At 36.1% G+C, this 11870-nt stretch carries 12 protein-coding genes; 3 read left to right on the top strand and 9 right to left on the bottom strand.

Annotated features, from left to right (window positions below):
* Nucleotides 1–213: 213 nt before the first annotated feature.
* Both AC1DS7_RS17415 and AC1DS7_RS17420 read left to right on the top strand, forming a co-directional pair.
* Entirely contained in the window at nucleotides 214–432 is a 219-nt protein-coding gene (locus AC1DS7_RS17415; protein WP_002088422.1) for a hypothetical protein, read from the top strand.
* A gap of 196 nt (nucleotides 433–628) precedes the next feature.
* Nucleotides 629–1000, top strand: coding sequence for a DUF3915 domain-containing protein (locus AC1DS7_RS17420; RefSeq protein WP_002143013.1), 372 nt, complete (start codon nucleotides 629–631; stop codon nucleotides 998–1000).
* A 96-nt stretch (nucleotides 1001–1096) separates the two neighbouring features.
* Here the strand turns inward: AC1DS7_RS17420 and ptsP are convergent, their stop codons facing one another.
* From ptsP to glcT, 4 genes are all read right to left on the bottom strand, one after another.
* Nucleotides 1097–2809, bottom strand: a complete 1713-nt coding sequence (ptsP, locus tag AC1DS7_RS17425; protein ID WP_002128938.1) for a phosphoenolpyruvate--protein phosphotransferase — start codon at nucleotides 2807–2809, stop codon at nucleotides 1097–1099.
* Nucleotides 2809–3072 (bottom strand): phosphocarrier protein HPr, encoded by a 264-nt coding sequence (gene ptsH / locus AC1DS7_RS17430; RefSeq protein ID WP_002033915.1) that lies wholly within the window; start codon nucleotides 3070–3072, stop codon nucleotides 2809–2811. Before ptsH ends, ptsP begins: the two co-directional genes overlap by 1 nt.
* Nucleotides 3073–3207: 135 nt before the next feature.
* On the bottom strand, nucleotides 3208–5271 hold the full coding sequence (ptsG, locus tag AC1DS7_RS17435; protein WP_002014901.1) for a PTS glucose transporter subunit IIABC: 2064 nt from the start codon (nucleotides 5269–5271) through the stop codon (nucleotides 3208–3210).
* A gap of 340 nt (nucleotides 5272–5611) precedes the next feature.
* Nucleotides 5612–6460, bottom strand: coding sequence for a glucose PTS transporter transcription antiterminator GlcT (glcT, locus tag AC1DS7_RS17440; RefSeq protein ID WP_002143016.1), 849 nt, complete (start codon nucleotides 6458–6460; stop codon nucleotides 5612–5614).
* Between the two features lie 165 nt (nucleotides 6461–6625).
* On the opposite strand from glcT, the gene AC1DS7_RS17445 reads away from it, so the two are divergent.
* On the top strand, nucleotides 6626–7432 hold the full coding sequence (locus AC1DS7_RS17445; RefSeq protein WP_012261643.1) for a Cof-type HAD-IIB family hydrolase: 807 nt from the start codon (nucleotides 6626–6628) through the stop codon (nucleotides 7430–7432).
* 73 nt (nucleotides 7433–7505) lie between these two features.
* Here the strand turns inward: AC1DS7_RS17445 and phnF are convergent, their stop codons facing one another.
* From phnF to scpB, 5 genes are all read right to left on the bottom strand, one after another.
* Complete coding sequence (gene phnF / locus AC1DS7_RS17450) at nucleotides 7506–8237, bottom strand: phosphonate metabolism transcriptional regulator PhnF (RefSeq protein ID WP_012261644.1); 732 nt, start codon at nucleotides 8235–8237, stop codon at nucleotides 7506–7508.
* Complete coding sequence (gene nagB, locus AC1DS7_RS17455) at nucleotides 8167–8955, bottom strand: glucosamine-6-phosphate deaminase (RefSeq protein WP_002033913.1); 789 nt, start codon at nucleotides 8953–8955, stop codon at nucleotides 8167–8169. The genes phnF and nagB overlap by 71 nt, the downstream gene beginning before the upstream one ends.
* A 4-nt stretch (nucleotides 8956–8959) precedes the next feature.
* On the bottom strand, nucleotides 8960–10102 hold the full coding sequence (gene nagA, locus AC1DS7_RS17460; protein ID WP_002088433.1) for an N-acetylglucosamine-6-phosphate deacetylase: 1143 nt from the start codon (nucleotides 10100–10102) through the stop codon (nucleotides 8960–8962).
* 206 nt (nucleotides 10103–10308) lie between these two features.
* Nucleotides 10309–11211, bottom strand: a complete 903-nt coding sequence (locus tag AC1DS7_RS17465; RefSeq protein ID WP_002143023.1) for a ComEC/Rec2 family competence protein — start codon at nucleotides 11209–11211, stop codon at nucleotides 10309–10311.
* Between the two features lie 78 nt (nucleotides 11212–11289).
* A complete protein-coding gene (gene scpB, locus AC1DS7_RS17470; protein WP_012261645.1) occupies nucleotides 11290–11862 on the bottom strand; it encodes an SMC-Scp complex subunit ScpB in 573 nt (190 codons plus the stop codon).
* Between the last annotated feature and the right edge of the window lie 8 nt (nucleotides 11863–11870).

An 11870-nucleotide genomic window follows, 5' to 3' on the forward strand; every position in this document is an offset into this window, starting at 1 on the left:
TACCTTCGCTTTTTTATATTCTGTCACACATCCGTAATATTACAATGTATTATTCGACATCTATACATAGAGAAATTGTAATTTTTACGCTATCACCATAAACAAATATGGCGTTTTGTGTCGAAATTTGTTAAAGCATTGAAATATAACCGTGTATTTTTGTTACAATTGTGATACAATGATAACAAATAGATAACAAGAGAGGGATTTTCATTGAGTTCATACGGAAGCTTTATCGCACTTTTGAGTTACATAGTAACTGTACTACTGCTATATTTTATTGGCGATGCTGCAAACATATCAGTGTTACAATTCCCTAAAGAAGAAGCGTTACAATTAGAAGCAGAAAAACATACTGCACGATCCATTGCACCACTACTCTTAGCTCTTCCTGTATATATCATCGTTTTATATAAAAGTAAAAAAGTGTAAAGGCTACCTAATTCATTCATTTCGGTGGTCTTTACATTTTTTTGTGACATTTCCCCTATTTTAAACATCATTCCATACTAAATACCCATCTAGTCATTTAAAATGAGAAAATCCCCTAGAAAAATTTCCATTATCTGTCCAGTCACTAACTACCGAACTTACATAGATTATAAGTGTGAAGGGGGTGATGAGGATTATGTTTGGATCATTTGGATGCTGTGATAACTTTAGAGACTGTCATCATCGTGAAAGAGAGTGTGACCATCGCGACCATCGCGAGAAAGAGAAAGAAGAAGTTAGACCACAACGACCTGCTGTATGTAACGTACTTGCTAGCATTTCAGTTGGAACAGAGCTTTCTCTTTTAAGCATTAGAGGTAACGGAACATTCAACAATGTAATTTTTGAAGGTTTCGCTAACGGCGTTGCTCTTTTCTCTGCTTTAGCTCGTAATAATAACGACAAAGATAACAATAACAATAAAGACGATAAGAACAATCAAAATCGTAATACTTTTACTGGTATTTTACGTGTATGCCCAACTGATATCGTTGCAATCGCTATCTAATTCTGTTCCTTATCCTCTATAGTAAGAAAACAAGATTTACTTTTCTCATAGAAAAAACCTGAGACCGATTTCAAATCGACTCAGGTTTTTTTACTATTATATGCTTTTAACTAATTCAACAACTTCTTCAGCAGTTGACATTGTTAATGCTTTTTCTGCTAATGTTTCCATTTCTGCTTTTGACAACTTGCTTAGTTGTGTTCTTGCAGGAAGGATAGATGTTGCACTCATACTGAACTCATCTAAGCCTAATCCTAATAATAATGGGATAGCAAGTGAATCTCCCGCCATCTCACCACACATACCAGCCCATTTGCCCTCTTTATGAGCAGCATCGATAACCATTTTTACAAGACGTAAAATAGATGGGTTATATGGTTGGTATAAGTAAGCTACTTGTTCGTTCATACGGTCTGCAGCCATTGTGTATTGGATTAAGTCATTTGTTCCAATAGAGAAGAAATCAACTTCTTTTGCGAACTGATCAGCTAATACTGCTGAAGCTGGAATTTCAACCATCATACCAACTTCAATAGAATCAGAAACAGTTGTACCCGCTTCTACAAGTTTTGCTTTCTCTTCTAATAAGATTGCTTTCGCTTGACGGAACTCATCAAGAGTTGCAATCATTGGGAACATAATTTTCAAGTTACCGTATACGCTAGCACGAAGTAATGCACGAAGTTGTGTACGGAACACATCTTGCTCATCAAGACATAAGCGAATTGCACGGTATCCTAAGAATGGGTTCATTTCTTTTGGTAAATGTAAGTATGGAAGTTCTTTATCTCCACCGATGTCAAGTGTACGAACAACGACTGGTTGATCTTCTTTTACACCTTCAAGAACTGCTTTATACGCTTCGAACTGCTCTTCTTCTGTTGGAAGATTGTCACGGCCCATGTATAAGAATTCTGTACGGTATAAACCAACGCCTTCTCCGCCATTATCGATAATACCTTGTACATCATTTGGTGTTCCGATATTAGCAACAAGCTCAACGTGATGTCCATCACTTGTTACAGTTGCTTGGTCTTTTAATTTTGCCCATACAACTTTTTGCTCTTCAAATTTCGCTTTCTTTTCTTCAAAAGAACGAAGAGTTTCTTCAGATGGGTTTACAATTACTTCTCCATCTAAACCGTCAATGATTACGATATCGCCGTTTTGGATTTTCTCCATAACAACTTTCGTACCAACAACAGCTGGAATTTCCATAGAACGAGCCATAATTGCAGAGTGAGATGTACGTCCACCGATATCAGTTGTGAAACCTTTTGCATACTTACGGTTTAACTGAGCTGTATCAGATGGTGTTAAATCTTCAGCAATGATGATTACTTCTTCAGAAATTGTACCAGGGTTTGAGAAGTTAATTCCTAGTAAATGTGCAAGAACACGTTTTGTTACGTCGCGAATATCCGCAGCACGTTCTTTCATGTATTCGTTATCCATGTTTTCAAACATAGAAATAAACATTGATGCAACTTCATCCATTGCAAATTCAGCATTTACTTTTTCGCCATTTACTTTATCTTTTACTGGATTCACTAATTCTGGATCATTTAATACTAATAAATGTGCTTCAAAGATAGCAGCTTTATCAGCACCTAGCTCAGCAAAAGCATGGTCCTTAATAGCTTCTAGTTCAGATTTTGCTTTCTCAAGCGCAGCGTCTAAGCGTGCAATTTCAGCAGCTTCGTCTGTAATTGATTTCTTTTCAATGTTAAATTCAGGATTCTCAAGTCTGAAAGCCTTTGCAATAGCAATCCCACTTGATGCAGCGATCCCTTGGATGTTAAGAGTCATTATTCTCCTAATCCTTCGTTTTTCATAGTTTCTTCGATAGCTGCTAGTGCTTGAGCTGCATCATCACCATTTGCAGTGACCTTAATTTCCGCGCCTTGTTGAATTCCTAAAGACATAACACCCATGATTGATTTTAAGTTAACGTTTTTTCCGTTATACTCTAAGTTGATGTCAGAACCAAATTTGCTTGCAGTGTTTACAAGTAGAGTTGCTGGACGAGCATGAATTCCTGAGTCGCTAGTTACTTTAAAGATTTTTTCCATGATAATTTATCTCCTTCAAATACAGTATTTTTTTAGTTGTATAGACGTGAGTACTACATCATCTATTGTATATAATAGGCGATGTTCGGTCAACCACATCGCCTATTATAATTATAAACATTTTGCGTCAAATTCCTACTGAATGTCAATAATAGCGTTTTCGCCCTTCTTAACATTTCCATCTTTTTTCAATTCGACTTGTTGCCCTTGTTGTAAATTCGTAAAGACGATTGGTGTAATAATAGATGGTGCATTTTCTTTTACAAATGCAAGATCTACTTTTAATAATGGTTGTCCTTGTTTCACTTTATCACCTTGTGCTACAAGCGCTTCAAAGCCTTCACCATTTAATTTTACAGTATCAATACCGAAGTGGATTAAAATTTCTTTTCCGCCTTCAGACTGAATACCAATCGCATGTTTTGTAGGGAATACATTTACAATCTCACCATTAACCGGAGAAACTACTGTTCCTTCTGTTGGCTCAATCGCAAATCCATCTCCCATCATTTTCCCTGAGAATACTTGGTCAGGTACTTCTGTAATCGGTAAGATTTTCCCTTCAATTGGTGAAACGATTGTTTCATTTTCATCAACCTGTTGAGGAGCTTCTTCCACTTTTACAGGCGCTTCTTTTTCAACATGAGGTGTACGACCTGACATAATATCATGAATTTGTGATTTTAATGTGTCAGATTTCGGTCCGAAAATAGCTTGAATGTTATTTCCAACTTCAAGTACACCGGCTGCTCCAAGCTCTTTTAAGCGGTCTTTATTTACATTTTTTTGTTCGTTAACTTGAACGCGTAAACGAGTAATACAAGCATCTAACGAAGCAATGTTTTCTTTACCACCAAGTGCTACTAATACTTCACGTGGAAGTTCTCCTGCTTCTGTTTTCCCTGCGCCTTCATTAGCATTCGCTACTTCACGACCAGGTGTTTTTAAGTTCCATTTACGGATTGCGAAACGGAATCCGAAGTAGTAAATCACTGCTAGTACAAGACCAACAATAATTACCCACCACCATGCCGTACGACCTGGTAGTACACCGAATAATATGAAGTCAATTAAACCACCAGAGAATGTCATACCAATTTTAACACCTAAAATTTGCATTGTCATAAATGATAGGCCAGCGAATACTGCATGAATTCCGAATAATACTGGTGCTACGAATAAGAATGAAAATTCAAGTGGTTCTGTAATACCTGTTAAGAAAGATGTTAATGCAGCAGATCCTAAAATACCAGCTGCTAATTTTTTATTTTCCGGACGTGCTTCATGGTACATTGCTAAAGCTGCTGCTGGAAGACCGAACATCATGAACGGATACTTACCAGTTGTAAATGTACCTGCTGTTAATTCTACGCCGTCTTTTAACTGTGCCATAAAGATTTTTTGGTCACCACGGATTAATTCGCCAGCTGCATTTGTATACTGACCGAATTCGAACCAGAACGGTGAATAGAAAATATGATGTAATCCAAATGGAATTAACGAACGTTCGATTAAACCGAATATAAATGCTGCTATCGTTCTATTTGCATCAATCATTTGATGTGAGAACGTATTTAAGCCACCCTGAATGTATGGCCAAATGAAGCACATGATAATACCTACCACTAAAGAGAATGTTGCAGTTGCGATTGGTACGAAACGCTTACCTGCAAAGAAACCTAAGTATGATGGTAATTCAATGTTGAAGTATTTATTATAACAATATGCCGCTACTATCCCGACGATAATACCACCAAACACTCCTGTTTGCAGCGTTGGAATTCCTAATACGTTTGCATATGCTGGATCTGAAAATCCAATTTTTACTGGATCTGTTCCAGTGCTTGTTACTTTCACTAGTTTATCTACTTCTAAGAACACACTCATCGTTTTGTTCATAATTAAGTATCCGACGAACGCTGCTAAACCAGCTACTCCGTCTCCACCAGCTAAACCGATCGCTACCCCAACTGCGAATAATAGCGCAAGGTTAGCGAAAATAATATCGCCAGATTGTTCCATAATTTTTGCAACCATTACGAACCAATCTGCTTTTAAAGCAGGGATAACATTTGTTAGTTGTGGATTTTGAAATGCATTACCAAATCCAAGTAAAATACCTGCTGCCGGTAAAATCGCTACTGGAAGCATAAGCGCTTTTCCGACTTTTTGAAGAACACCAAAGATCTTCTTAAACATGGAAACCCTTCCTCTCTTATCTATATTGATACTTTTCGACAAACGCCAAAAAGGCATGAGGAAAAAAAAGATAGAACGATAGCTATACAAAGGGTAGTATGTCCCTTTCTTTAGCTTACATTCCCAACTTTTCTCCACTCATGCCTGATCGAATCAGTAACACGTGTCAAAAATAGGATTACGTATAAGTTCACTATAATTAAAGCAAACGTTTTCGTTATTTACCTTAATGTGTTTGTCGAATTTTGTATAACTTTGCAATAGTTATTATACATAACTATTGTAAGCGATTCAATCATTTTTTTTAACGTTTTCATTTTAGACAAAAATATATGTCTTTTTACACATGTTCTACTTTCACTAATCGTTGTAAATGCATCGTTAAATAAATACTCTCCGCTTCATATACAGGAAGTTGTAATTCTTTCTGCATTACTTTGACTAGTTTCCACGCCAAATTATAACAAACTGGATATTCCAACTTTAATAAATCAGCAAAACTCTGTGCTTCTTCTACTTTTTCTCCTTTTTTCACCCGCTCAATAGCATATTGTAAATGGCGAATAAGGCGTAAATAATGAATGCTTTCTTGGTCTAATGTAATTTGTAGGCTTGTCTCAATTAAAGACACAAGTTGTGCAATAAGACGAGAATTTTGATTAACAGAAGATAAATCAGAGTTTGTAAGCGAGCTGTAAATGTGAAGTGCGATAAAGCCAACTTCCCCTTCTGGCAATGTAATTTGCAAACGAGAATTTAAAAGTTGCACAACGCCTTCAGCAATTTTATATTCCTCTGGATATAGCATTTTCGTTTCAACTAAAAAAGGATTATCTATTGTAAGTCCTTGTTTCAGCCTTTTAATTGCAAAAGAAATATGATCTGTTAAAGCGATATGAATATGTTCATTTAATGGAGACTCCGCTTTTTCTTGAATATATAACATAATATCATTCATCAATTCAATTAGCTTTTCACTCACATGTGGTACTAAAAGTTTGTATTGTTCTCGATCACGTTCATTTTTTAAAACAAACATTTTCTCAATTTGTTCTTGCTCCAACACATCTTCAGCCTTTTTCCCAAATCCGATTCCTTTACCGATCACTACTACTTCCTCGTGTTCAGGATGGCTAGCAATGATGACATTATTATTTAAAACTTTTTTAATTTCTAGATAATTACTCATATAACACCACCCTCGTACTTAAATAGCCTACTTTTATGTTACAGAACATTCTTCTTTTTCGTCAATATAAAACATCTACCATTTAATAAAAATTCATTTTTTAGACATGTTTGTATATGATGCGTATAATGTAAGGGCAACTGTACATAGAAAGGAGATTGCAACATGATTAAAATGTTTGTAAGTGATATTGATGGAACGATGATGCAACACGGAGGTTTTATCGACGAAAAAGATGTTATCGCTTTACGCAGCTTAGCTGAACAAAATGTAATTCTTTGTTTTGCTTCTGGAAGACTTGATAATGAAATTGCAGACCTAATGAGAGCGGTTAATACAAATTTCCATCGCATTAGTGTAAATGGTGTTTTTGTATATACACATGAAAATAAACAGCTATTATCTGCAACTTTCGATTCCAGCATTCTTCCAGATTTGTTAGCTATGACAAATGAAGACCCTTATTTCCGTTATGTAAGTGATGAACATAACTACTACATTGAAGAAAAAACACCGTTTATTCATGAACTTGAACAACAAGTAACGATGACTTCTGTTGAAGAACCTAATCTATTACAGAAAATTGATGATACAATTTTTCCAAATAAAATTTCTATCGGTGGAACGAAGGAAAGCTTACAACTCCTTCAGAACAAAATTGATGAAAAATTTCACGGAAAAGTTAGCACCTTCATTTCAGCAGAACAATGTTTAGATGTAATGCCACCTAATATTAGTAAAGGTTCTGCTATTTCTATTTTATTAAAAGAATTTCAAATACAACCAGAGGAAATTGCTTGCATAGGGGATTCTTATAATGATATTCCAATGTTCTCTTTAACTCCTCACAGTTTTGCTATGTCTCAAGCAGATGACGCAGTAAAAGAGCACGCTCACTATGTAGTAAATACGGTTAAAGATGCTGTTAACCACGTAATTGCTCATAATAAAAATACGACTCACTCCTTATAAGGATGAGTCGTATTTTTATTTCTTTACATGTTGAAAACATCAAAGTTCACTGTACTTCACAAACTGAAATATATTACTTGTTACGTGCGATGTTCGTAATAAACTTGTAACGATCCCCACGATAAATACATTTCACATACTCTAACGGTAACTCACCTTCTGCATATGACCATTGACGCATTACAAGTACAGGCGCCTTTTTAGGAATATGCAGATGTTCAGCTTCATTATCCGTTGCAATTGAAGCTTCAATTGATTGAGTAGCGCGAACAAGCTTAAAGCCCAGTTTTTTCTCTAAATGTTCATATAAAGATTGTTGTAATATTTCTTCGTTAATATCTTTCACAAGAGTTGGCGACAAATATGTCGTCTCAAATGCAATCGGTTCGTCATCAGCTAAGCGCGTACGTCTCACTTCATAAACCGATTCTCCCTCTTGTATTCTCAGCCGGTCTGCTATTTTAGCAGTAGCTGGAACTAGGCGGAAACTTAATAACTGGCTGCTCGGTTTCATACCACGAGATATCATATCTTCTGTGAATCCCGTCATTCCTTGCAACTTTTGCTCCACTTTCGGAAGTTGGACGAACGTTCCAATCCCACGTTTCCGGTATAAATAACCTTGTTCCACTAAGTTATTAATCGCCTGTCTGATTGTCATACGACTCACTTCGAACTTATCACAAAGTTCATTCTCAGATGGAATTTTATCTCCCGGCTTCCATTCGCCTTCCTCAATTAGCTGTTTCACCCACTCTTGAATCTGATAATAAATCGGAAATGGTGAATACTTGTCGATGTTCATCAGCAATCGCCTCACTGCATAAAGATAGAGCTTCTGGATCTGCGATTACGGTTACATTCGGATGACGTTGTAAAACTGTAGCAGGACACGCCTCACTATATTCACCTTGCAATAATTCTTTAATAGCTTCTGCCTTTTTAGATCCCATAGCAACAAGAAGAATTTGTTTCGCTTTCATAATACTTCCAATTCCCATTGTAATCGCATGAGTCGGCACATCTTCTTCATTTTCAAAGAAACGAAGGTTTGCTTGGCGTGTAGATTCTGTTAATTCTACAATGTTAGTTGGAGAATTAAATGGTGTTCCTGGCTCATTAAATCCGATGTGACCGTTTTCACCGATTCCAAGAATCTGTAAGTCAACTGGGTTAGCTACTAGAATGCCTTCATAACGCTTGCACTCTTCCTCTAAATCACTTGCCATCCCATTCGGTACATAAGTTTGTTTAAATGGAAGATGATCAAACAACTGTTCTTGCATGAAATAGTGATAGCTGTTTTTATCTTCGTGTGGTAAATTTACGTACTCATCTAAGTTTACAGTGGTTGCATGACTTGTATCAAGTTTATTTTTTCGCATTTCTGCATAAATACCTAATGGAGAGCTTCCTGTAGCCATTCCTAAAGTTGGATTTTCTTTTGATTTTACAACCTCTTTAATTAACTTATAACCTGCTTCTGCTAATTCTTCTGGAGTTTTTACAACTAGAATATTCATCTAATTACTTCCCTTCCTTCATATGAATTCCTAAACGAACCGTATCATATACATGTAATTCTTCAGTCATAACAACAAAGTCTGCATCTTTACCTACCGCTAACGCACCTTTATTATTTAATCCAAATTCTTCTGCTTGGTTAACTGATGTCATTAACACTGCCTCCTCGATTGAACATCCTGTAAATTCAATTACATTTCGGAAAGCTTGATCCATTTTTAAAATACTACCAGCTAACGTTCCATCTTCTAATCGGGCACTGCCATCTTTTACATGTACTGGCTGTCCGCCAAGCTCATATAATCCTTCTTCAAGACCTTTTGCACGCATTGCATCTGTAATGACACTTACTTTTTTCGGTCCTTTTAATTTATATGCTAATTTCACCATATCAGGGTGAATGTGAATGCCATCTGTAATTACTTCAACCATTACATCTGGATTTAATAACACATGACCAACAACTCCTGGTTCACGATGATGTAATCCACGCATTTGATTGTATAAATGTGTTGCATGTGTAATTTTTCTATTTTTCAGTTGTGCATCAATTGCATCTGTATGCCCCATTGTGCCAACAACACCTGTTTCAGCAAGATACTGTTCAAACTCTAACGCACCTTCTTCTTCCGGTGCATATGTTACCAATTTAATTAGATTACCGCTTGCTTCCTGCCATTGTTTAAATTGCTCGATACTCGCAGGAACAATATGTTCAAGTGGTTGTGCACCCGCACGTTTTTTTGAAACATATGGTCCTTCTAAGTGAATATATTCGAAATGTGCTCCTTTGTCTTTCGCTTCCTTCGCAGCACTTAGCGCCGCTTCAATCGCTTCTGGAGCTTGTGTCATTGTTGTTGGGAAGTAAGTTGTAACTCCTTCTTTTAACATTTCTTTACCAAGAGTTACTAATCCATCGCTATTTGCATCCATCGCATCAATATCGTATCCACCATGAATATGAACATCAATCATACCTGGAATCACAATCTTTCCTGCCACATCTAACACAGTTTCATTTTCTTGTGATACATATTGAGCCATCAAACCAATTTCTTTAACTGTTTCTGTGTAACGAATAAATCCGTTTTCCACTACTTCTTTACCTGTATAAATTTCGGCATTGATGACAACTTGCGTTTTCATTTTCATCGACCCTTTCCCATGAAATACCTACTTATTATTATTACCTTATTCGCCTAATTCCATCTTAATATACACACAAGTAGTTGTCTATACATTCTAATGAAATTTCCTCTTCGTTCAGCGAAAAAAGGAAATTGATTTCTTTTTCATTCTAATATATATTATCCATTTTTACCAAAATGGATAATAACCTCTTATATAATTAGTTACTTAAGTAATGGCATAAGACCGCTTGCCCCCATAGTAATATGTTCACCATCTGTTTCTATTTCCACAGTTCGCTTGTTTGTTCCATATATCATTATACCACGCTGTTTTAATCGTCTTACTACACTCTGATGAGGATGCCCATACGGATTTCTACTCCCGTACGAAAGAATAGCGAATTGTGGATCTACTTTTTTTAAGAATGTTTCACTCGTTGAAGTATACGAGCCATGATGCCCAACTTTTAATACATCTGCATGTACATCAAATTGCTTTAATATTTCATTTTCCGTCCGTATATCAGCATCACCCATTAATAAAAAGTCCGCTTTACCATATCGAATCTTTAACACAATTGAGGACTCGTTATTCTCGTCTTTCGATTTACCATTGTTTAATACTTGTATAGAAACATGTGGATCTAACGGTATATATTGTCCTTCCTTCACTGAAATGAAAGGTATGCCCCTTTTTTTAATATTATTCCGATACGTATGATAAGTAAATGAACTATATGTTTTTCCACTATCTAATACGAGTGAAACCGGCATTTGTTCTACAATTGGAATAAGCCCCCCTATATGGTCCATATCAGGATGAGTACTTACAATCACATCTAAATGATTAATTCCTTTTTCAATTAGTTTTTGAATAATAACCTCTCCTGCTTCATAAGGGCCCCCATCTATTAACATCGTTTGACCATTTGGCAATGTAATAAGTGTCGCATCACCTTGTCCAACTTTTAAAAAACTCACTTTCATTTTACCAAAATGTTGCCGATGCATATGTATAGAAGACGCAGTATGAATAGACATCATATATCTTTTAGCCGATGCGCTGTTTAACGAAAAACATAATAAAACAGAAACCAACAATAGAATACTCCGTACACCTTTCATAACTCGTCTCCTTTTTTCATTTAGTATGGCACGCTCTGTAATTGATATACAAAAAAAGCTTAGCAAAATGCCAAGCTTTTATTTTGATAATTCCTGTAAAGAACCAAAGAATAAATCTGCTTCATTCATTTGTTCATTTTCTTCCGAAAGAGGTGGTAAATCATCTAATGTTTTCAAACCAAACGTATCTAAAAATTCTTTCGTCGTTCCGTATAAAATAGGGCGCCCTGGTCCTTCCGCTCTTCCCGTTTCTTTTATAAGTAAGTGTGAAACTAACGTTTGTAATGCCTTGTCCGTTTTCACACCTCTAATCTCTTCCATTTCTGTCCTTGTAATCGGTTGACGGTACGCAACGATTGCCAACGTTTCAAGAGCTGCTTGAGAAAGTGAAGCCGCGGTTGGAGTATCTATTAATTTTTGATAGTACGAAGCATGTTCTTTCTTTGTTGCAAAACGATACACTTTTGCATATTGTACAATTTGCAAACCGCGATTCGATCCTTCGCATTCTTTTTGCATTTCCTCTATACTGTTTAGTACTTCTTCCACTTCAACTTCCAGAACTTTAGCTATCTGTTCCGGATAAATCCCTTCGTCACCTGCAACAAATAAAAGCCCTTCAATAATCGCTTTTTGTTCTTTTCTATCCATTTTACGAA

It is taken from the genome of Bacillus sp. P4_E1 (assembly GCF_056401715.1).

What these genes read in the sequence shown, in the direction of transcription:
- AC1DS7_RS17420 (WP_002143013.1), top strand. Translation starts at nt 629, where the DNA reads ATGTTTGGATCATTTGGATGCTGTGATAACTTTAGAGACTGTCATCAT.
- ptsP (WP_002128938.1), bottom strand. Translation starts at nt 2,809, where the DNA reads ATGACTCTTAACATCCAAGGGATCGCTGCATCAAGTGGGATTGCTATT.
- ptsH (WP_002033915.1), bottom strand. Translation starts at nt 3,072, where the DNA reads ATGGAAAAAATCTTTAAAGTAACTAGCGACTCAGGAATTCATGCTCGT.
- ptsG (WP_002014901.1), bottom strand. Translation starts at nt 5,271, where the DNA reads ATGTTTAAGAAGATCTTTGGTGTTCTTCAAAAAGTCGGAAAAGCGCTT.
- glcT (WP_002143016.1), bottom strand. Translation starts at nt 6,460, where the DNA reads ATGAGTAATTATCTAGAAATTAAAAAAGTTTTAAATAATAATGTCATC.
- AC1DS7_RS17445 (WP_012261643.1), top strand. Translation starts at nt 6,626, where the DNA reads ATGATTAAAATGTTTGTAAGTGATATTGATGGAACGATGATGCAACAC.
- phnF (WP_012261644.1), bottom strand. Translation starts at nt 8,237, where the DNA reads ATGAACATCGACAAGTATTCACCATTTCCGATTTATTATCAGATTCAA.
- nagB (WP_002033913.1), bottom strand. Translation starts at nt 8,955, where the DNA reads ATGAATATTCTAGTTGTAAAAACTCCAGAAGAATTAGCAGAAGCAGGT.
- nagA (WP_002088433.1), bottom strand. Translation starts at nt 10,102, where the DNA reads ATGAAAACGCAAGTTGTCATCAATGCCGAAATTTATACAGGTAAAGAA.
- AC1DS7_RS17465 (WP_002143023.1), bottom strand. Translation starts at nt 11,211, where the DNA reads ATGAAAGGTGTACGGAGTATTCTATTGTTGGTTTCTGTTTTATTATGT.
- scpB (WP_012261645.1), bottom strand. Translation starts at nt 11,862, where the DNA reads ATGGATAGAAAAGAACAAAAAGCGATTATTGAAGGGCTTTTATTTGTT.